At 65.8% G+C, this 20281-nt stretch carries 19 protein-coding genes; 13 read left to right on the top strand and 6 right to left on the bottom strand.

Annotated elements, in window-relative coordinates; genetic code table 11:
* The first annotated feature begins 3 nt into the window (after positions 1-3).
* From DXK93_RS03665 to lpxC, 4 genes are all read left to right on the top strand, one after another.
* Positions 4-828: a cell division protein FtsQ/DivIB gene (locus DXK93_RS03665; RefSeq protein ID WP_054457599.1), complete on the top strand. Its 825-nt coding sequence runs from the start codon at positions 4-6 to the stop codon at positions 826-828.
* A 4-nt stretch (positions 829-832) separates the two neighbouring features.
* Complete coding sequence (gene ftsA / locus DXK93_RS03660; RefSeq protein WP_006217473.1) at positions 833-2059, top strand: cell division protein FtsA; 1227 nt, start codon at positions 833-835, stop codon at positions 2057-2059.
* A 189-nt stretch (positions 2060-2248) separates the two neighbouring features.
* Positions 2249-3433, top strand: coding sequence for a cell division protein FtsZ (gene ftsZ / locus DXK93_RS03655; RefSeq protein ID WP_054457598.1), 1185 nt, complete (start codon positions 2249-2251; stop codon positions 3431-3433).
* A 240-nt stretch (positions 3434-3673) separates the two neighbouring features.
* Positions 3674-4597 (top strand): UDP-3-O-acyl-N-acetylglucosamine deacetylase, encoded by a 924-nt coding sequence (gene lpxC, locus DXK93_RS03650; protein ID WP_008160097.1) that lies wholly within the window; start codon positions 3674-3676, stop codon positions 4595-4597.
* A gap of 296 nt (positions 4598-4893) precedes the next feature.
* Here the strand turns inward: lpxC and DXK93_RS03645 are convergent, their stop codons facing one another.
* Positions 4894-5301, bottom strand: coding sequence for a DciA family protein (locus tag DXK93_RS03645; protein WP_082401228.1), 408 nt, complete (start codon positions 5299-5301; stop codon positions 4894-4896).
* A 127-nt stretch (positions 5302-5428) separates the two neighbouring features.
* Here DXK93_RS03645 and DXK93_RS03640 point away from each other — a divergent pair, with 127 nt between their 5' ends.
* The 6 genes from DXK93_RS03640 (at position 5429) to DXK93_RS03615 (ending at position 13752) form a co-directional block, all read left to right on the top strand.
* Positions 5429-6400 (top strand): M23 family metallopeptidase, encoded by a 972-nt coding sequence (locus DXK93_RS03640; protein WP_054457596.1) that lies wholly within the window; start codon positions 5429-5431, stop codon positions 6398-6400.
* Positions 6401-6591: 191 nt separating this feature from the next.
* Positions 6592-9327, top strand: coding sequence for a preprotein translocase subunit SecA (gene secA / locus DXK93_RS03635; RefSeq protein ID WP_119449379.1), 2736 nt, complete (start codon positions 6592-6594; stop codon positions 9325-9327).
* A gap of 13 nt (positions 9328-9340) precedes the next feature.
* Complete coding sequence (locus DXK93_RS03630; protein WP_054457594.1) at positions 9341-10060, top strand: VOC family protein; 720 nt, start codon at positions 9341-9343, stop codon at positions 10058-10060.
* 196 nt (positions 10061-10256) lie between these two features.
* Complete coding sequence (locus DXK93_RS03625) at positions 10257-11012, top strand: GntR family transcriptional regulator (protein ID WP_119449378.1); 756 nt, start codon at positions 10257-10259, stop codon at positions 11010-11012.
* Complete coding sequence (locus DXK93_RS03620) at positions 11009-11995, top strand: tripartite tricarboxylate transporter substrate binding protein (RefSeq protein ID WP_119449377.1); 987 nt, start codon at positions 11009-11011, stop codon at positions 11993-11995. Before DXK93_RS03625 ends, DXK93_RS03620 begins: the two co-directional genes overlap by 4 nt.
* Positions 11996-12057: 62 nt before the next feature.
* Positions 12058-13752, top strand: a complete 1695-nt coding sequence (locus DXK93_RS03615; protein WP_082401227.1) for a thiamine pyrophosphate-binding protein — start codon at positions 12058-12060, stop codon at positions 13750-13752.
* Here the strand turns inward: DXK93_RS03615 and DXK93_RS03610 are convergent.
* Positions 13733-14275: a cysteine dioxygenase family protein gene (locus tag DXK93_RS03610; protein ID WP_119449376.1), complete on the bottom strand. Its 543-nt coding sequence runs from the start codon at positions 14273-14275 to the stop codon at positions 13733-13735. The two genes, DXK93_RS03615 and DXK93_RS03610, sit on opposite strands and share 20 nt — an antisense overlap.
* 181 nt (positions 14276-14456) lie before the next feature.
* Here DXK93_RS03610 and DXK93_RS03605 point away from each other — a divergent pair, with 181 nt between their 5' ends.
* The 3 genes from DXK93_RS03605 (at position 14457) to DXK93_RS03595 (ending at position 16552) form a co-directional block, all read left to right on the top strand.
* Positions 14457-15239 carry an SDR family oxidoreductase gene (locus DXK93_RS03605; RefSeq protein WP_119449375.1) on the top strand — a complete coding sequence of 261 codons (783 nt, stop codon included), beginning with the start codon at positions 14457-14459 and terminating at the stop codon, positions 15237-15239.
* Between the two features lie 82 nt (positions 15240-15321).
* A complete protein-coding gene (locus tag DXK93_RS03600; RefSeq protein WP_042796425.1) occupies positions 15322-15780 on the top strand; it encodes an Lrp/AsnC family transcriptional regulator in 459 nt (152 codons plus the stop codon).
* Positions 15781-15940: 160 nt separating this feature from the next.
* Positions 15941-16552, top strand: a complete 612-nt coding sequence (locus DXK93_RS03595) for a gamma-glutamylcyclotransferase (protein ID WP_054457588.1) — start codon at positions 15941-15943, stop codon at positions 16550-16552.
* 13 nt (positions 16553-16565) lie between these two features.
* Here DXK93_RS03595 and pagP read toward each other — a convergent pair whose 3' ends face one another.
* The 4 genes from pagP to DXK93_RS03575 all read right to left on the bottom strand — a co-directional run bounded on the left by pagP (position 16566) and on the right by DXK93_RS03575 (position 20277).
* Positions 16566-17120: a lipid IV(A) palmitoyltransferase PagP gene (gene pagP / locus DXK93_RS03590; protein ID WP_054457587.1), complete on the bottom strand. Its 555-nt coding sequence runs from the start codon at positions 17118-17120 to the stop codon at positions 16566-16568.
* 129 nt (positions 17121-17249) lie between these two features.
* Positions 17250-18722: a magnesium transporter gene (gene mgtE, locus DXK93_RS03585; protein WP_054457586.1), complete on the bottom strand. Its 1473-nt coding sequence runs from the start codon at positions 18720-18722 to the stop codon at positions 17250-17252.
* 10 nt (positions 18723-18732) lie between these two features.
* Positions 18733-19143, bottom strand: coding sequence for an acyl-CoA thioesterase (locus DXK93_RS03580; protein ID WP_054457585.1), 411 nt, complete (start codon positions 19141-19143; stop codon positions 18733-18735).
* Between the two features lie 105 nt (positions 19144-19248).
* A complete protein-coding gene (locus tag DXK93_RS03575; protein ID WP_119449384.1) occupies positions 19249-20277 on the bottom strand; it encodes a YeiH family protein in 1029 nt (342 codons plus the stop codon).
* Positions 20278-20281 lie beyond the last annotated feature (4 nt).

Raw genomic sequence — 20281 nt, 5'->3', positions numbered from 1 at the left:
TCTGTGTGGAACGACGCTCGCACCACCAACCTGATCGCCAACACGCTGGCCGTGCTGGCGGTTTGCGCCATGCTCGTCGCGGGTGTGGTGTGGGTGGCGCAACGCCCGTTCTTCACGCTGCAGGCCATCGAGCTGGAATCGATGCCGGACACCGAGCTGCACTACGTGTCCACGGGGGCGGTGCGATCGGCGATCGCGGGCCGCTTCAAGGGCAATTTCTTCACGGTGGACCTGGACGAAGCGCGCGAGATCTTCGAATCGGTGCCGTGGGTCCGGCACGCCACCGTGCGGCGGATCTGGCCCAATGTGTTGCGCGTGCGGATCGAGGAACAGCAGCCCCTGGCGTTGTGGAACGAGAACCAGATGATCAACACCTGGGGCGAGGCGTTCACGGCCAACACGGGCGAGGTGGACGACGAGACCGTTCTGCCGCAGTTCTCCGGTCCGGAAGGCACCGAGTCGCTGGTCGTGCAGCGCTACGCCGAATTGGCGCGCTGGTTCGCCCCGCTGGACATGCACGTCACGCAGCTGGACCTGAGTCCGCGCTACGCCTGGCGCGTGGTGTTGTCCAACGGCATGTCGCTGGACCTGGGCCGCGATCCGGGCGCCGATGCGCCGGATCCGCATGGCCTGCCCGGCGCTCTGCCGTTCGCGGCCCGCATTCAACGTTTTGTGCAGGCGTGGCCCGCCGTGGCGGGGCGCCTGGAAGGGCGCACCGTGACGCAGGCCGATTTGCGCTATCCCAATGGTTTCGCCCTGGCGCTGGCCCCGTTGCCGCCGTCGGAAACCAAATCCAAATCCATACCGAAACCTCCCAAGAAACGCTAACGCCATGACCCGTGACATCAAGGACCTTATCGTCGCCCTCGATATCGGCACCAGCAAGGTGGTGGCTGTGGTGGCTGAAATTTTGCCTGAAGGGCGATTCGAAGTGCTGGGCCTCGGCCAGCACGAATCGCGCGGCATGCGCAAGGGCGTGGTCGTCAATATCGAGACCACTGTGAATTCCATTCAGCGCGCGCTTGAAGAAGCCGAGCTGATGGCAGATTGCAAGATTCGCGACGTCTACACCGGCATTGCCGGCAGCCATATCCGCAGCTTCAATTCCAGCGGCATGGTCGCCGTGAAGGACAAGGAAGTCACCGCCACCGACGTTGCCCGCGTCATCGAGACCGCCAAGGCGGTGAACATCCCGACCGACCAGCAGGTGCTGCACGTGCTGACGCAGGAGTTCATCGTCGACGGCCAGGAAGACATCCGCGAGCCCATCGGCATGAGCGGCCTGCGCCTGGAAGTGCGCGTGCACATCGTGACCGGCGCGGTCAGCGCCGCCCAGAACATCGTGAAGTGCGTGCGCCGCTGCGGCCTGGAAGTGCAGGACCTGATCCTGCAGCCCCTGGCCTCGAGCCTGGCCGTGCTGACCGCCGATGAAAAGGAACTCGGCGTCGTGCTGGTCGACATCGGCGGCGGCACCACCGACGTGGCCATCTTCACCGGCGGCGCGATCCGCCATACCGCCGTGTTGCCCATCGCCGGCGACCAGATCACCAACGACATCGCCGCGATGCTGCGCACGCCGACGCCCGATGCCGAGGAAATCAAGCTGCGCTACGGCGTGGCCAAGCAGGTGCTGGCCAGCCCAGACGAATCCGTGGAAGTGCCCGGCCTGGGCGACCGCGGCCCGCGCCAGGTCAAGCGCCAGGCGCTGGGCGCCGTGATCGAGCCGCGCGTCGAAGAACTGTTCACGCTGGTGCAGCAGGTCGTGCGCGACTCCGGCTACGAGGACCTGCTGGCTTCCGGCGTGGTCCTGACCGGCGGTTCGGCGCAGTTGCCCGGCATGATCGAACTGGCGGAGGACGTGTTCCTCAAGCCGGTGCGCGTGGCTGTGCCCGAATACGAAGGCAGCCTGGCCGACGTGATGCGCAATCCGCGCTTCTCGACGGTGATGGGCTTGTTGCAGGAAGCAAGAATGCAGCGCGTGCGCGGCCGCAAGGTCGCCGCCCAGACAGGCAACTTCAAGAGCCTGCTGGCGCGCATGAAGGAATGGTTCATGAACTGAGTTGTAAAGGGCAGGTTGGGGCCTGTCCTTGGTGCGGTTCGCAGCGGTATTGCGGACCGGGCCAGAAGAGGGGAGGCGCTTCAAACCCGTTGCGGGCCCGTCCGGCGACGAGTTTGAGGCGATTCACAAAACATAGGTTGGTTGGGGAATTTTTGTGATTTGCGAAATCGGACTTGTGAGGGAGTCATCATGATGAACTTTGAGATGCTTGAGAACAACACCAAAGGGACCGTTATCAAGGTCGTTGGTGTGGGCGGTGCGGGCGGCAATGCCGTGGCGCACATGATTCGCAGCGGTGTGCACGGCGTGGATTTCATCTGCGCCAACACCGATGCGCAGGCACTGGCGGCGACCAACGCCCCGGTGCAGATCCGTCTGGGCCGCACCGGCCTGGGCGCGGGCGCCAAGCCCGAGCAGGGACGCGCGTCGGCTGAGACCGCGCGCGAGGAGATCCGTGCCGCGCTGAACGGCGCGCACATGGTCTTCATCACCGCCGGCATGGGCGGTGGCACCGGCACCGGCGCAGGTCCGGTCGTGGCCGAAGTCGCCAAGGAACTGGGCATCCTGACCGTGGGCGTGGTCACCAAGCCTTTCACCTTCGAAGGCAACAAGCGCCTGAAGATGGCCGAGGACGGTATCTCGGAACTGGCCAAGCACGTGCATTCGCTCATCGTGGTGCTCAACGAGAACCTCTATGAACTGATGGACGAGGACGCGACGCAGGAAGACTGCTTCCGTTCGGCCGACGACATCCTGCACAACGCTTGCGCGGGCATCGCCGAAATCATCAACGTCGAAGGCAACGTCAACGTCGACTTCGAAGACGTCAAGACGATCATGGGCGAGCAGGGCCAGGCCATGATGGGCACGGCGTCGGCTTCGGGCGCAGACCGCGCCCGCGTGGCTGCCGAGCACGCGATTGCTTGCCCGCTGCTGGAAGGCGTGGACCTGAACGGCGCTCGCGGCGTGCTGGTCAACATCACCGCCAGCCGCTCGCTGAAGATGCGCGAAACGCGCGAAATCATGGAAACGATCCGCAGCTACGCTTCGGACGACGCGACCGTGATCTTCGGCACCGCCTATGACGAGTCCATGGGCGAAAACCTGCGCGTGACCGTGGTTGCGACCGGCCTGGGCCGTGCGCAAGCGCGTCCGCAGCTGGTGCAGAACACCGCTGAAGTGCTGCGTACCGGCACCGACAACATGCCCATGGGCGCGATGCCGGCTGGCGGTCAAGGCGATTACCGCAACCTGGACATGCCGTCTGTCATGCGCAATCCGCGCAGCCAGGCGTCGGCCCAGGTGCGTGCTCTGGAAAGCTCGGGCATGGATCATTTCGACATCCCGGCATTCCTGCGCAAGCAGGCGGATTGAACCTGAGAGCCCGTTTCGGGCTCTAAACGCACTCCCTCATCTCCGGCTTGCCTGTCCCCACAGGCAGGCCGGAGGCGGAGCGGTCCGTGTTTCCCTTGCACGGTTTCAATAAGGGACGGAGGTATCGGTCGGTCCGGACGCCAAATGGCGCCAGGGATCGGACAGAGTTACAATACGTCAGTTACGCCGGCAATCTGCTCGTCTTCTTGCCGGCTTCCTGGCTCAAAACACCCAAGTCTCATGTTCCGACAGCGCAGCATTCAAAATCTCGTCCGCACGACAGGCGTCGGCGTCCACTCCGGACGGCGGGTCGAGCTCACCTTGCGCCCGGCACAACCGAATACGGGCATCGTTTTCCACCGCGTCGACCTGCCGCAGGTCGTGGACCTGCCCGCGCAGGCCACGGGCGTGGGCGACACGCGCATGGCATCGGTGCTGCAGCAAGGCAATGTCCGCGTGTCGACGGTGGAACACCTGATGTCGGCGCTGGCCGGCTTGGGCATCGACAACCTGCATATCGACCTCACTGCCGAAGAAGTCCCCATCATGGACGGCAGTGCGGCCACGTTTGTCTACCTGCTGCGCTCGGCAGGCATCGTCGAACAGAACGCGCCCAAGCAATTCATCCGCGTCCTGAAGCCGGTGGAAGTGCGCGAAGGCGAAGGCCGCAACGAGAAGTGGGCCCGGCTGGAACCGCACGAAGGCTATGCGCTGGCGTTTTCGATTGATTTCCGCCACCCCGCCATCGACTCCACGGCCAATTTCGCCGAGATCGATTTCGCCACGCATTCGTACGTGCGTGAAATCGCCCGCGCGCGCACCTTCGGTTTCGTCAACGAAGTCGAGGCCTTGCGCTCCATGGGCCTGGCCCGCGGCGGCAGCCTGGACAACGCCATCGTCATGGACGAGTACCGCGTGCTCAACAGCGACGGTCTGCGCTACGACGACGAATTTGTAAAACACAAGATCCTGGACGCCATCGGCGACCTGTATCTGCTGGGCAAGCCCCTGGTGGCGCGCTATGTCGCGTGCAAGTCGGGCCACGGCCTGAACAACCAGCTGGCCCGCGCGCTGCTGGAGCAGCGCGATGCCTGGGAACTGATCACCTACGAATCGCAGGCGGAGGCGCCGCAGGCGTTCCGCCACGAGTGGAAGCTGGCCTGAGCGGCAAGGCCAGGCCCATCCCCAACCCCCTGACGCGGGCCCCCTGAGGGGGCGGCGCTGGCGGACCGGCAAAGCCGGCTCCGCGGCGCCCGCGCTATCATCTTGCGCGACGGGGTTCTTGCTTGATTCCTGATCGTTCGCGGTAATTCCCCGGTGCGGTTCCCGACGGATGGCTGCGGTCGTCATCCCCTAGCGCTTAAGGCGCAAACCGGCGGCAAACCATAGTATCGATCCGTCCGAGAACTTGGTTTCGCTTCGTTTCCGGGTGGGCCGGATCAAGGACAACCCTGCCGGCTTCAGCTACTCTTGTGATGCTTCAAGAGCTTGGCGACCGCGTCGGCCAGAGGACCGGGCCGCAGGTTGCCGTGCAGTGTCTCGAACGCGCCCAGGGCGGTATTGCCCAGCGGTTGCGCCTCTTTGGGAGGGCGCGGCTGACGGGCGCCGGGCTTGGGCAAACCCGCTTGTACCTTGACGGCGATTTCGTTAAGGTTCCAGCCTTGGTCTGCCAGGGACCGCGCGATGCGCGGTGCCAATTGACGCATCTTGGCCGCATGCGCGGCACTCGGCACCACCAGGTGGAGGCACTGGTTTTCCAGCTTGCCCACCTGGCATACGGCGCCCAGCGGGGCGGGCAGAACCGCCGCCACCGCGTACTGAATTTGCAGGTGCTTGCGGGCGGTCGCCAGAACTCCGGCGCCCCGCATGTCATGACCCAGCCATCCCAGGGCGGTATCTTCTTTCCGCCGGCTGGAACTGGAACGTTGACGGTATGAAGTGGGTCTATTCATCCCGGCTCTAAGAATTAGGAAGCAAACCTTGAAAATCGTGATTATGCACGCCCGCGACGGGCAGGACGGGCATTTCACCCTGGGCGGCGCGCGCCTCGCGCTGTTTCTGGGGGGCGCCTTGATCACGGCCGCCATCTTTGGCGCCGCATTACAACGATACCTTACTCCGATCCTGCCGGCCGTACATGCCGTGGGCTGGCCCCTGGCGGGCCAACCCGGGCGCGATGCCGATTTCCTGCGCGGCAACATGAATCTGCTGGCCGCCAAGGTCGGTGCGTTGCAGGCCAAGCTGGTGAGCATCGACGGCTTGGGCCAGCGCGTGGCCAAGGTGGCCGGCGTGGCCTATACCGACCCCGAATTGGCCAAGCAGCTGGCCGTGGCGCAACCCGAGGCGCTGACCCAGCCCGAAGCCACCCAGGTCATGGACGATCTGTTCACCGACCACCCGCCGCCCAGCGCGGCCTCGGCCGAGGCGCTGGGCCGCCAGCTCGACGAGATCCAGGCCAGGCTGGCCCAGCAGTCCGACAATCTGAAACTGCTGGACGCGGCGCTGACCAAGCGGTCGGCGGACCAGGCGCGCATGCCGACCGCGATGCCGATCACCGATTATCCCTACCTCAGTTCGTCGTATGGCTGGCGCCGCAACCCCGTGACCGGCCGCAGCGCCATGCACGAAGGCCTGGATTTCGCCGCGCCTCCGGGTACGCCCATCCTGGCGGCCTCGGGTGGCGTGGTGCTGGAGTCCAAGTTCCAGCCGGGCTACGGCAACATGGTCGAGATCGATCATGGCGACGGCCTGATCACCCGCTACGCCCACGCTTCCTCCCTGATGGTGAAGCAGGGGCAGCTCGTCGAACGCGGCCAGCAAGTGGCCCGCGTGGGCAGCTCCGGCCGTTCCACGGGGCCGCATTTGCACTTCGAAGTCCGTCTGGCGGGACAGCCGCTGGACCCGCGCCTGTTCCTGGGGCCGCACCAGACCGCACCGCCTTCCACGGTGGCCCACGCCGCCCAGTGAACCTGGGCGGCCCGCGCCGGTCAAACCGGCCGGCAGCGCTACCCTGGCCATAGGTTCAGGCTATTGCGCTCCATGTGCGTTAAACTGGTTCGTTTTCCAGCGGACCCCCGCTCAACCAATAACATCAAGTCACGGGTGACGCTGCTCCGGCCTTTCGTGGGCGCGGCGTGGCTCGTGCGGCCGACATACGCATGGTTTCTCTGCTCAAAAAACTCATAGGCAGCCGCAACGACCGGCTGCTTAAGCAGTATCGCAAGCTGGTAACCCAGATCAATGGGCTCGAACCCAAGATCTCCGCGCTTTCCGACGCGGAGCTGGCGGCCAAAACCGAGGAATTCCGGTCCCGTCACGCCCAGGGTACGTCCCTGGACGATCTGCTGCCCGAAGCCTTCGCGGTTGTTCGCGAAGCCGGCAAGCGGGTGTTCGGCATGCGCCACTTCGACGTGCAGATGCTGGGCGGCATCGCCCTGCACAGCGGCAAGATCGCCGAAATGCGCACGGGCGAAGGCAAGACCCTGATGGCAACGCTGCCGGTCTACCTGAACGCGATCGCCGGCAAGGGCGTGCACGTGGTCACGGTGAACGACTACCTGGCGCGCCGCGACGCCGAATGGATGGGGCGCCTGTACCACTTCCTGGGCCTGAGCACGGGCGTGGTGGTGCCGCAGCAGCCCAACGAGGAAAAGAAGGCGGCCTACCAGGCCGACATCACCTACGGCACCAATAACGAATTCGGCTTCGACTACCTGCGCGACAACATGGAATACCGTGTTGAAGACCGTCGCCAGCGCGGCCTGTTCTACGCCATCGTCGACGAAGTGGACTCGATCCTGATCGACGAAGCCCGTACCCCGCTGATCATCTCCGGCCAGGCCGAAGACCATACCGAACTCTACGTCCGCATGAACGCGGTGCCGCCGCTGCTCAAGCGCATGGCGCATGAGCCGAAGCCGCAGGAGCCGGAACCCGAAGGCGACTACTGGGTCGACGAAAAGAGCCAGCAGGTCTACCTGTCCGAAGCCGGGCACGAAAACGCCGAAGGCATCCTGTCGCGCCTGGGCATCCTGCCGGAAGGCGAATCGCTGTACGACCCGCGCCATATCGCGCTGATGCACCACCTGATGGTGGCGCTGCGCGCCAACACGCTGTTCTTCCGCGACCAGCAGTACGTGGTGCAGGACGGCGAAGTGGTCATCGTCGACGAATTCACCGGCCGCCTGATGGTGGGCCGCCGCTGGTCCGACGGCCTGCACCAGGCGGTCGAGGCCAAGGAAGGCGTGAAGATCCAGCACGAGAACCAGACGCTGGCGTCGATCACGTTCCAGAATTACTTCCGCATGTACGAAAAGCTGTCCGGCATGACCGGCACGGCCGACACGGAAGCCTACGAATTCCAGGAAATCTACGGGCTCGAAACGGTCATCATCCCGACCAACAAGCCCATGGTCCGCAAGGACCAGAACGACCAGGTCTTCAAGACCGACGGCGAAAAGTACAACGCCATCCTCGAAGACATCCGCGACTGCCACGAACGCGGCCAGCCGGTGCTGGTGGGTACCACCAGCATCGAGAACTCCGAGCTGCTGTCGGGCCTGCTGAAGAAAGCCAAGCTGCCGCACGAAGTGCTGAACGCCAAGCAGCACGCCCGTGAAGCCGAGATCGTCGCCGAGGCCGGCAAGCCTGGCCACATCACCATCGCCACCAACATGGCGGGCCGCGGCACCGACATCGTGCTGGGCGGCAGCGTCGACAAGCAGGTCGATCTGATCCGCGCCGACGAATCGCTGTCCGATGCCGAGAAGAGCGCCCGCATCGAAAAGGTGCGCGCCGAATGGAAGCCGCTGAACGAGCAGGTCAAGGCCGCTGGCGGCCTGCGCATCATCGGCACCGAACGCCACGAATCGCGCCGTATCGACAACCAGTTGCGCGGACGCGCGGGCCGTCAGGGCGATCCGGGCTCGTCGCGCTTCTACCTGTCGCTGGAAGACTCGCTGATGCGCATCTTCGCGGGCGACCGCGTGCGCGCCATCATGGAACGCCTGAAGCTGCCCGAGGGCGAACCCATCGAGGCCGGCATGGTGACGCGTTCGATCGAGACCGCGCAACGCAAGGTGGAAGGCCGCAACTTCGACATCCGCAAGCAATTGCTGGAATACGACGACGTCGCCAACGACCAGCGCAAGGTGCTGTATTCGCAGCGCAATGACGTGCTGGAAGCCGCCAGCGTGGGCGCCACCGTGCAGAACCTGCGCGACGCCGCCGTGACCGAGATGTTCAACACCTACGTGCCGCCGGAATCGGTGGAAGAACAGTGGGATGTGCCGGCGCTGCAGAAGGCGCTGGAGGCTGACTGGCATGTGCAGCTGCCGCTGACGGAAATGCTGGAAAAGGAAACCAACCTGACCGACGACGACCTGCGCGAACGCGTGGTGAGCGCCGCGCGCGAGGCCTATCAGGCCAAGGTCGACCAGGTGGGCACGGAATCGTGGTCGCAGTTCGAGCGTTCGATCATGCTGCAGGCGATCGACACGCACTGGCGCGAACACCTGTCGGCGCTGGACTACCTGCGCCAGGGCATCCATCTGCGCGGTTATGCGCAGAAGAACCCCAAGCAGGAATACAAGCGCGAAGCCTTCGAGCTGTTCTCGGGCATGCTGGATCGCATCCGCGACGACGTGGTCCGGGTGCTGATGACGGTGCGCGTGCAGTCGCAGGAGCAGGTCGAACAGGCCGAAGCCGAAGCGGCGCAGCCGCACGTGCAGAACGTGCAATACCACCATTCCGACTACGACGAAGCGCTGACCCAGTCTGAACCGGAAAGCGGTGCGCAGCCCGTGCGCAATGCCTTGCCCAAGGTCGGCCGCAACGACCCGTGCCCTTGCGGCAGCGGCAAGAAGTACAAGCAGTGCCACGGCAAGCTCGTCTGATCCAGGAGCCATGATGCTGCATTCCGTCGGCCGCACAGAATTCGACCATGCCGTGGTCATGGTGCGCGACCGGCTGGATGCGCTGGCCCCGCATTTCGAACGCCAGGGTTTTCATCTGAGCGACAAGGCGGTGCACAACCTGGGGTCGTGCAACCGCCTGATCGTGCTGGAAGGCACGTACGTCGAATTGCTGGGCTGGCCGCCCGGCGCGCCGCCCGCGCGCAAGGAAATCGCTGATTCCCCGTTCGGGCTGGAGGCGCTGGTGTTCCGCACCCATGACGCCGAAGCCACCCGCGAGCGCCTGCTGGCGGCAGGTTTTGCCGTCAATCCCGTCCAGGAACTGAGCCGCCCCGCCATGCTGGACGGCCAGGAAGTCCAGGCCCGTTTCCACACCGTGCGTTTCGCCGAGCAGCCCTTGCCCGGCATCCGCATGTATTTCTGTCGCCATCTGACGCCCGAATGCGTGTGGTCGCCCGAACTCATGGCGCATCCCAACGGCGCGCGCAGCTTGCTGCGCATCGATGCCCGCGCGCCCGATGCCCGCGCGGTTGCCGAGCGCCTGGCGCTGGTGGCCGGCGTGCAGGCCGAAGCCGCCAGCGGTGGCTGGGATGTGCCGCTGGCCAACCTGCGCATCCATGTGAGCCAGGATGCCGCAGCGGCGGGGCCTACGCTGTCGACGCTGACTCTGGAAAACAAGGACGGCGCGCATTACACGCTGGATACCGGCTTGTAAGCGCCAGGCGGCAGATGCCGCTGACAAGGACAAAATCGCCCGCAACGTCCGCGTTGCGGGCTTTTTTTGTCCCGAAAATTATGGTGAGCGCGGCTGGTAAGAGCCCGCTTCCGGGGAAACCCGGGTTGTTGGGTAAAGTGTATGCACTTTAGTATGCAGTTCATTCCCGACGATCCAACCGACCAGGTGATCCGGCATGACGCAACCCTCAGTCGCAATCCGGCCTGCAGCGCGCACCAAGGAAGCACAGGCCGAGCTGTATGGCGCGGTCAAGGCGATGGCCGTGCGCTTCGAATTCAAGCCAGGTGAGCGCATCAACGAGGTCGAGCTGGCCCGCAGGCTGAACGTCAGCCGCACGCCGCTGCGCGAGGTGCTGAACCAGCTGATGGTCGAAGGTTTCCTGACCCGCTCGGTCAATCGGGGCTTCATCGCCCGCCTGCTCGACGCCAAGCAGATCCACAGCCTTTACGAATACCGCGCAGTGTTGGAGGCGGGCATCGTGCGCGCGGCCTGCGAGCGCGCCACCGACCAGGAGCTGGCAAGCCTGCGGGAATTCGTCGAGCGTTCGCGCGACGTGCCCGAGGACAGCGACGCCACCCGCCTGCTGGAACTCGATGAGGCCTTTCACCTGACGCTGGCGCGCTATTCGCGCAACGAGGAGTTCGTGCGCGCGCTGGAAAGCGTCAACGCCCGCATCCATTTCGTGCGCTGGATCGACATGCTGCAAGGGCGCCGCAGTCATACCCAGGGCGAGCATCTGCGCATCGTCGAGGCGCTGGAGCGGCGTGACATCGACGCTTTGCCGGCACTGATGAGCGCGCATATCGGCCGCCGCCTGGACCAGATCACCGACGTCATACGTACGGGTTTTTCCACGATTTACATGCGGGACCAGGCCGAACCCGCCACGGCAGCGCCGGCCAACACCATACGAGCAGGGGAAAAGCTATGAATCACGGGATAAAGCGCGGACTGGCTGCGCTATGCATGCTGTCCGCCACGGCGGGAGCCTTCGTTGCCGCGCCGGCCGCCGCCGAAGAACGGCCGCTGGTGCTGGTCGTGCCGTATCCGCCCGGAGGCAGCACCGACATCCTGGCGCGCATCCTGCAGCCACGCCTGTCTCAGCAATTGGGCGGCCGCGCGGTCGTGGTCGAGAACCGGCCGGGGGCGGCCAGCCAGATCGCCACGGCTTTTGTGGCGCGCGCCGAACCCGACGGCAACACGCTGCTGGTCAGCTTCGACAACCACGGCATCAACCCCGCCGTGAAGCCCAAGCTGCCCTACGACACGTTCAAGGACTTCGTCGCCATTTCGCAGACGGTGCGTTTCCCGCTGGTGCTGGGCGCCAATCCCGGCGTGCCGGGGGACAACCTGAAGGAGTTCCTGGCCGCGGCCGCCAAGCAGCCGCCCAACAAGTTCAACTACGCGTCCACGGGCGTGGGTTCGCTGAACCATCTGGCGCCCGAAGAGCTCAAGCGCCTGTCGAAGGTGGAGTTGCTGCACGTGCCGTACGGCGGCGGCGGACCGGCCATCCAGGCGGTGGTGGGCGGCCAGGCCAGCATGACCTGGCTGAGCTTCGCGGCGCTGCGCGGCCAGATCCAGGCCGGCAAGATCAAGCCGCTGGCGGTGGCGGGCGAAAAGCGCCTGCCGGATCTGCCCAACGTGCCGACCGTGGCGGAATCCGGCTTCCCCGGCTTTGTCGCCTATTCCTGGAGCGGCATGTTCGCCCCCAAGGGCACGCCGGAAGCGACCGTCAAAAAGCTGACGGCCGACTTCAAGGCCGTACTGGCCGACCCGGAAATCCGCAAGAAAGTGACCGACGCGGGCTTTGAGATCGTGGCCTCCGACGGCCCGGCGCTGGATGCCTACGTGAAGTCGGAATACGACCGGTGGAGCGCCTTCATCAAGAGCAGCAACATCAATCTGGACAACTGAACGGCTCGCGGCCTGGCGCTGAGGCGCCCGGCCGCGACGCGTGCAACACAAGTGGAGATGACATGGAAAACATGACCGGCGCCGAAGCCATGGTGCGCATGCTGCAGCACAACGGCGTCAAGCACATATTCGGCCTGTGCGGCGACACCAGCCTGCCGTTCTATGACGCGCTGTACCGTCTGGACCACGGCATGCAGCACATCCTGACGCGCGACGAGCGCAGCGCCGGCTACATGGCGGATGCCTATGCCCGCGTGACCGGCAAGGTCGGCGTGTGCGAAGGCCCCAGCGGCGGCGGCGCGACCTATCTGCTGCCCGGGCTGGTGGAGGCCAACGAATCGTCCATTCCGGTCCTTGGCATCACCTCGGACGTGGCGGTGGGCTCGCGCGGCAAGTACCCGCTGACCGAGCTGGACCAGGAAGCCTTGTACCGTCCACTGACCAAGTGGAACCGTACCATCGACCGCGCGGACCAGATTCCCGGCATGGTGCGCGCGGCCTTCCGCGCCATGACCACCGGCAAGCCTGGCGCGGCCCATCTGTGCTTTCCGTACGACGTGATGAAGCAGCAGGTGGACGCGTCCGATGTCTGGGCCCAGCCCGAGCACGGGCGTTTCCCGTCCATGCGCTACGCGCCGGATCCCCTGGACGTCGCGCGCGCCGCGCAGCGGCTGGTCAGCGCGCGGGCGCCGGTGATCATCTGCGGCGGCGGCGTGGTCATCGCCGGCGCCAGCGGCGCCTTGCAGGAGCTGGCTGAATCGCTCAAGGCCGCGGTCTGCGTGACCGTGAGCGGGCAGGGTAGCCTGGCCGACACCCATCCCCTGAATGCGGGCGTGGTCGGCTCCAACGGCGGCGTGATGGCGACGCGCGACGTGGTGGCCGCGGCCGACGTGGTGCTGTTCGTCGGCTGCCGCGCGGGCTCCACCTCGACCGAGCACTGGCGCTTCCCCAACCGCGACGTGCCCATCCTGCACATCGACATCGATCCCATGGTGATCGGCGCCAATTACCTGACCGAGGTCGGCATGGTGGGCGACGCCAAGCTGGCGCTGGAAGCCCTGGGCGTGGAGGTGGCTGCGCGCCTGGCGCACCGTCCGTCCGACGCCGCCGACGGCGCGGTGCTGGCCGGCCGCGCCAAGGAGGCGCGCCGCGCGCAGCTGGAGCCGCTGGCCCACAGCCTGGACGCGCCTATCCGCCCCGAGCGCGTGGTGCAGTCCTTGAACCGCCTGCTGCCCGACGACGCGGTGGTCTGCGCCGACCCCGGCACGCCTTGCCCGTATTTTTCCGCCTATTACGACGTGTCGCGCCCCGGCCGGCACTTCATCACCAACCGCGCCCACGGTGCGCTGGGCTTCTCCATGTCGGCCGCCCTGGGCGCCTGGGTGGGCCGGCCGCAGTCCAAGTGCGTGTCGGTGATGGGCGACGGCAGCTTCGGCTTCACGGTGGGCGAACTGGAAACCATCGTGCGGCACAAGGCGCCGCTGCTGATGGTGGTGTTCTCGAACTCCGTCTATGGCTGGATCAAGGCCAGCCAGAAGGCGGGCTACGACAAGCGCTACTACAGCGTGGACTTCAACCGCACCGACCATGCCCGCATCGCCGAGGCTTATGGCGTGAAGGCCTGGCGAGTCGAGGATCCGTCCAAGCTGGATGCCGCCATCAAGGCCGCGATGGAGCATGACGGCCCGGCGCTGATCGACGTGGTGGCGCAGCCCTTGCAGGACGCGGCCGCGCCGGTCAGCCAGTGGATGGGTTGACGCTGTCGACCAGGTGGTTGACGCCGGTGCACAGGTCGTCCCGGGCCACGCCGTAGATGTGCAGCGATACGGCGATGTCCGGGCCGGCATTGCCCAGACGGTGGATCTGGCGCAGGCCTTGCGTCGCGGTGACGATGTCGCCAGGGCGGCGGATCACCGTGCCGCAGGCCTGGGCGATGGCGGATTCCTGATCCCAGCGGTAGTGGGTTTCGGTGAGTTTGCCCTGTAGCACCTGGTAGGTGCACCAGGTCTTGTGGCCATGCACCGGGCTGAACTGTCCCGGACGCCAGATAAGGTAGGCCATCGTAAAGGCGCCATGCGGGTCGGCGTAGGCGATATGGCGGGTGTAGGACTCGGCCCGTCCACCGCGGAGTTCCGCGGGCAGGTTCTGCAGCATGTCGCCGGCGTTGGCGACGCTGGCGACCAGGTCGCGCAGCAGGGCGCGCGCGGCGTTCAATTGGGCGGACTGCACCGATGCGCAGAGCGATTGCAGGTCGCCGCCGGCGAGTTGGATGGAAGACATGGCAGGCCTCCGGGCAGAGCTTCCATGGTAGGAGCTTGCGCTGGAATGCCTTTGCCAAATTCGGCGCGCCAGGGCCGCAGATTGGAAAAAAATTCCATTCCGCCCGGCAGCTGCGCGCTCCTATACTGGTCCGCGTTGGCGCAAAGCTGCGCCGGGCAGCGCAATGACAGGGGAGTCAGGCATGGATCTGGGGATCAGCGGCAAGACGGCACTGGTATTCGGCGGCAGCCGCGGTATGGGCCGGGCCTGCGCCCTGCAACTGGCGCGCGAGGGCGTGGCGGTGACGATCGCCGCACGTAACCCGGCCACGCTGGAGCAGGCCGCGGCCGAGATATCGCATGAGACCGGGATAGGAGTCGGCTGGGTGTCGGCCGACCTGACGCAGGCGCAGGGGAGGGATGCGGCCATGGCCGCCTGTCCCCATCCGGACATCCTGGTCAACAATGCGGACGGCCCGCTGCCGGGCGATTTCCGCAACTGGAGCCACGACGACTGGATCGCCGCGCTGGACAGCATGATGCTGGGGCCCATCGACATGATCCGGCGGGTCGTGGACGGGATGATCGAACGGCGCTTCGGGCGCATCGTGAACATCGTCTCGCGCAGCGTGAAGGCGCCGCACGCCGAGCTGGGCCTGTCCAACGGCGCGCGTTCGGGCCTGATCGGCTTCGTCAGCGGTCTGGCGCGGCAGACCGTGCGCCACAACGTCACCATCAACAACCTGCTGCCTGGCGCCTTCGCCACGGATGCGCAGGTCAGGCACATACAAGGCATGCTGGAGCAATCCGGCGGGAAGAGCTTCGAACAGCTCTGGGACGAGCGCGGACGCGCCAACCCGGCTGGCCGCTATGGCCAGCCCGAGGAGCTGGGCGCCCTGTGCGCCTATGTCTGTTCCGCGCAGGCCGGCTACATGACCGCCCAGAACATCCTGATCGACGGCGGCGGCTACCCCGGGACCTACTGAAGTCCGGCGCCCCGGGAGGGCGCAGGCTGGACGCGGGCAGGCGGAACAGGCAACATTGGGGCCGATCCAGCCAAGGAAACCCATGGACCAGACGGACATCAAGATACTGGCCTTGCTGCAGAAGGACGCCACCTGTTCGGTCGCCGAGATTGCCGAGCAGGTGCATCTGTCCGTCACCCCTTGCTGGCGCCGCATCCAGAAGCTGAAGGATGACGGCGTCATCGCCCGCAACGCCATCTTGCTGGATCCCTGCGCGCTGGGCCTGAACCTGACGGTCTTCGTCTCCATCAAGACCAGCCAGCACAACGAGAAATGGACGCAGAGCCTGATCAATGCCGTGATGGCCTTGCCCAACGTGGTGGAGTTCCACCGCATGGCGGGCGACGTCGATTACCTGCTCAAAGTCGTGGTCGAGGACATGGCGGCCTATGACCGCTTCTACCGGCGTCTGATCGCCGCCGTGGACCTGCTGGACGTCAGCGCCAGCTTCTCGATGGAAGTCATCAAAAGCACCACGGAATTGCCGCTGGACGCGGTGTAGGCGGCCGCGCGCAATTTTTTTTCCATGGCAGGGGGCGGCGGGGATGCAAATTCCATTCGGCCTGCCGGCCGGCCCCCATCACGCAATTCTTTTGCGCGGGCTACGGCGTAGGATATTCCCCACTCCCATCATGGGACAAATCGGGATATCAGAGGACCCTATGTCGTTGGCAGTACCCGCCGGCTGCGCCGGTACGGAAAATTCGCGGCGCGCGCTTTCGGTGGATGACCTGCTGGGCGGCTGGAACGGCGTCGACGACCTGTGGGTGTTCGCCTACGGCTCCCTGATATGGCATCCCGGTTTCACCTGGCGCGAACGGCGGTTGGCGACTGTGCGCGGCTATCACCGGTCCCTGTGCCTGTGGTCGCACGACCATCGCGGCTCGCCCGACAATCCTGGCCTGGTGTTTGGCCTGGACCGCGGCGGCTGCTGCCGCGGCGTCGCCTTCCAGATTGCCGCCTGCGACGTGCCTGCGGTGTTCCAGGCGCTGTGGCGCCGGGAAATGGTCACTGGCGCCTACACGCCGCGCTGGCTCACCTGCCATACCGAAGCCGCGCCGGTGCGCGGGCTGGTGTTCCTGCTGAACCGGGCCTGCCAGGAATACGCGGCCGGCCTGAGCGACGACCGTCTGCTGGCGTCGGTGCGCAATGCCGTGGGGCATTCGGGGCCGTGCCTGGACTATGTCGTGGAAACCGAGAGAGCCTTGCGCGCGCATGGCATCGACGATTGGCGCCTGGGCGATCTGGTGCGCAGGCTGGGGCAGGTCTTCTGAGGCCTGGGGTGCGTCAGAAGTGCCAGCGGCCGAACATGAACAGCACGTTGCCCGCGCCAGCTGACCCAGGGATGTAGGTCGCGTAGAGCATCGTGTCCTTATAGCTGGCGCTCACCAGCGGCAGGATGCCGGGAAACGGCACATAGCTCATGATGTCGTGGCGCGCCGTCAGGAAGACGGTGTAGCCCGCGCCCAGACGGACGTTTTCACTGACGCGTCCGATCTTCAGGAAGCCGTAGCCCGCGATGGGCTCGATCTTGCTGTGCGAATCCAGGAAGGCCATGGCGTACAGGCCTTGCCAGTCGCCATCTTCGTCGTAGATGCTGCGGCCGTAGCCGCCGCCCCAGGCCAGTTCGTTGAAGCTGTCGATCTTCTCTTTGCTGTAGGTGGCCCGGTTGTGCCAGGAATAACCGGTGAAGTACAGGTCATTGCCGCCTTCGGTCCAGATCTGGTCCAGGCGGTTGCAGGCGGACTTGGCCCATGAGGGCATGCTGTCACAGGCTTGGGCGGTGGCGGCGAAGGTGGCGAGCAGCAGGCAAAGGATTGCCGCCCGGAATCTTGCGGTCATTGTGGGCGCTGAAAAGGGGGAGATGACAATCCCATTACTGTAATGGAACAGTCGTCTTTCACCCTGTCAGCTAGCTGTCAAGCGGGCGTCGCCAGAGGGAAGCGGATTTTTCCTGCTGTTGTATGCGAACTACAGCAGGAAAATCGTGGCCAGGCCCAGAAAGATGAAGAAGCCCAGCGAATCGGTGGCGAAGGTCAGGAGCACGGAAGAACCCATCGCAGGATCCTTGCCGAAGCGGGCGCGCACCATCGGCACCAGCACGCCGACCGACGCGCCGACCAGCATGTTGCAGACCATGGCGGCCATCATCACCAGCGCGATCGACACCGAGTGCGAGATGACCCAGGCGAACAGGGCCGCCACCAGGCTGCCGCACAGGCCCACCATCAGGGTGACGAAGAGTTCGCGCTTGACCAGCTGCCACAGGTTGCGGCCCGTGATGCGCCCCATGGCCAGGGCCCGGATGATCAGGGTCATGGTCTGGTTGCCAGAGTTGCCGCCGATGCCGGCCACGATGGACATCAGGAACGCCAGAATGACGATCTGGCTGACCGTGCCTTCGAACTGGGAGGCCACGAAGGATGCCGTGGCGGCGGTACAGAGGTTGAACAGCAGCCAGGGGGCGCGGTTGCGCAGGGCGGTGGACACCGGCGCGAAGATGTCCTCTTCCTGCAGACCGGCGCGCGACAGCGCCTGCTCCTGCGAGTCTTCGCGCATCACGTCCACCACGTCGGCGATGGTCACGCGGCCGATCAGGCGGCCCTGGTCGTCCATGACGGGCGCGGAGACCAGGTCGTAGCGTTCGAAGGCGCCGGCGGCGTCAGCATCGGAGTCCAGGGGGTTGAGCGTCAGGAAGTCCGAGTTCATGACGGCGCGCACTTCGGTTTCGGGCTCGCTGACCAGCAGCTTGGACAGCGGCAGGATGCCCTGCAGCTTGTCCTGGCGGTCCACCACGAAGATCTGGTCGGTGTGGTCGGGCAGTTCGTGCAGCCGGCGCAGGTAGCGCAGCACCACTTCCAGGGTGACGTCCTCGCGCACCCGGACCATCTCGAAGTCCATGATCGCGCCCACGCTGTCTTCCGGATAGCCCATGGCTTCCAGCAGCTGTGCGCGTTCCTCTTCGGTCAGGCCCTTCTGGACTTCGGCCACCACGTCGGGCGGCAGGTCGGGCGCCAGGTCGGCCAGCTCGTCGGCGTCCATGTTGCCGGTGGCGGCAACCAGGTCCTGGCGGTCCATCGCCTCGATCAGCGATTCCCGCACCCAGTCTTCGACTTCCAGCAGCACGTCCGCGTCGTGCTCGGGGCTGACCAGCTTCCAGATGGCTTGCCGTTCGTCCTTGGGCAGCGACTCCAGGATGAAAGCGATGTCGGCCGGATGCAATCCGTCCAGCAGGGTCTTGAGTTCGGCCTCGTGCTGGCGGTGCACCAGGTCCTCGACCAGCGAGGCCTTGGAGTCGCCTTCCTCCTGGCGATGCACCAGGTCGGCAACCAGTTGCTGGCGGCGCAGGCGTTCCTGCACTTCCGCCAGGGCGTGTTGGGCGTCTTCCGGGTCGAGGCGGCGGGGCGTCGCGGGCGGTTTCTGCGCGGCGGCGGACTGCGTCATGCGTTACGGCTCAAAGAGTGGGGAGGGGACGGCGGCGGCGGGCTTCGTCGGTGGCGACGTAGGTCAGCGTGGCCTCGGTGACCTTGACGATCTCGGCGTCCAGCCGCTGGCGCTCCGCGTAGACCTCGACGGACACCGTGACCGACGTCGTGCCGGTCTTGATGATGGCTGCGTAGAAGCTGAGCAGGTCGCCCACGAACACCGGTTCTTTGAACTGGAAGGCATTGACCGCCACGGTGGCCACGCGTCCGGCGGCGCGGCGCGCGGCGGGAATGGATCCGGCGATGTCGACCTGGGACATGATCCAGCCGCCAAAGACGTCCCCGTGGATATTCGCGTCCGCCGGCATCGGCATGACGCGCAATACCGCGTCGCGATCGGCGGGCAAAGTCGTAAACGGGGTTTTGGTGCTGGAGGTCATGCGGCCGACTCCACTGCTAGGGAACCAGCCGATTATGCAGGAAAAACGAGACAGCGGCGTGCATGCGCAAAGCCCGCCGCTGCCTTGGGCGCGGCGGGCCGGGGATCAGGCTGCCAGCTTGACGATGCCGTAGCCGCCGACCAGCAGCCAGAGGTACAGGATCAGGCCCAGCGCCATCACCCGGGGACCGGCCTTGCGGATCTGGGCGAAGCGGGTTTCGATGCCCAGGGCGGTCATGGCCATGGTCAGGGCGAAGACGTCCAGGCGGCGGATGGCGGCGACGGCATCGGCGGGGATGATGTTCAGCGAATTGATGATGGCCAGCACCAGGAATCCCACCGCGAACCAGGGAATGGGCAGCTTGGCGCCTTTGCCCTGGCCGCCGGCATGCGAGGCCGCGCTGCGCAGATACATGCCCAGGATCAGCAGGACCGGCACCAGCAGGGCCACGCGGGTCATCTTCACGATGGTGGCGACTTCGGTGGTGGCGGGATCGACATTGCTGGCTGCGCCGACGACCTGGGCCACTTCATGGATGGTGCCGCCGATATAGATGCCCAGGGCCTGGGTGTCGAGGTTCAGCCAGCCCGCGTGATAGAGCACCGGGTACAGGAACATGGACAAGGTGCCGAACAGCACTACGGTCGCCACGGCCACCGCGCTCTTGTGCGGCGCGGCCCGCAGCGTGGGCTCGAAGGCCAGCACGGCGGCGGCGCCGCAGATGGCACTGCCAGCGGCGGTGAGCATGGCGGTGTCGCGGTCCAGGCCCAGCAGGCGCTGGCCCACCACGGTGCCCAGCAGCAGGGTGCCCACCACGACCGCCACCGAAACCGCCAGCCCGGGCAGGCCCACGGCGGCGATCTGCTGGATGCTGATGTTCAGGCCGTAGAAGGCCACGGCGATGCGCAGCAGGCGCCGCGCGGTGAAGTTCACGCCCGCGCCCCAGTCGGCGGGCATGGTGCCGCGCAGGAAGTTGCCGTAGAGCATGCCGCAGACGATGCCCACGACCAGCGGCGAGAAACCCAACTGGCGGATCGCGGGCAGGTCCGCCAGCTGCATTACCGCGGCGGCCATCAGGCCGACGAACAGTACGCCGTTGAGTTTGTCCCGCCACGGCGTCGGTCTCTTATACACATCT

This window comes from Achromobacter sp. K91 (assembly GCF_003576205.1).
GTDB classification, from domain to species: Bacteria; Pseudomonadota; Gammaproteobacteria; order Burkholderiales; family Burkholderiaceae_B; genus Achromobacter; species Achromobacter aegrifaciens.
The sequence above is the reverse complement of the archived record's forward strand: the minus strand, read 5'-3'. Positions and strand labels throughout refer to the sequence as shown.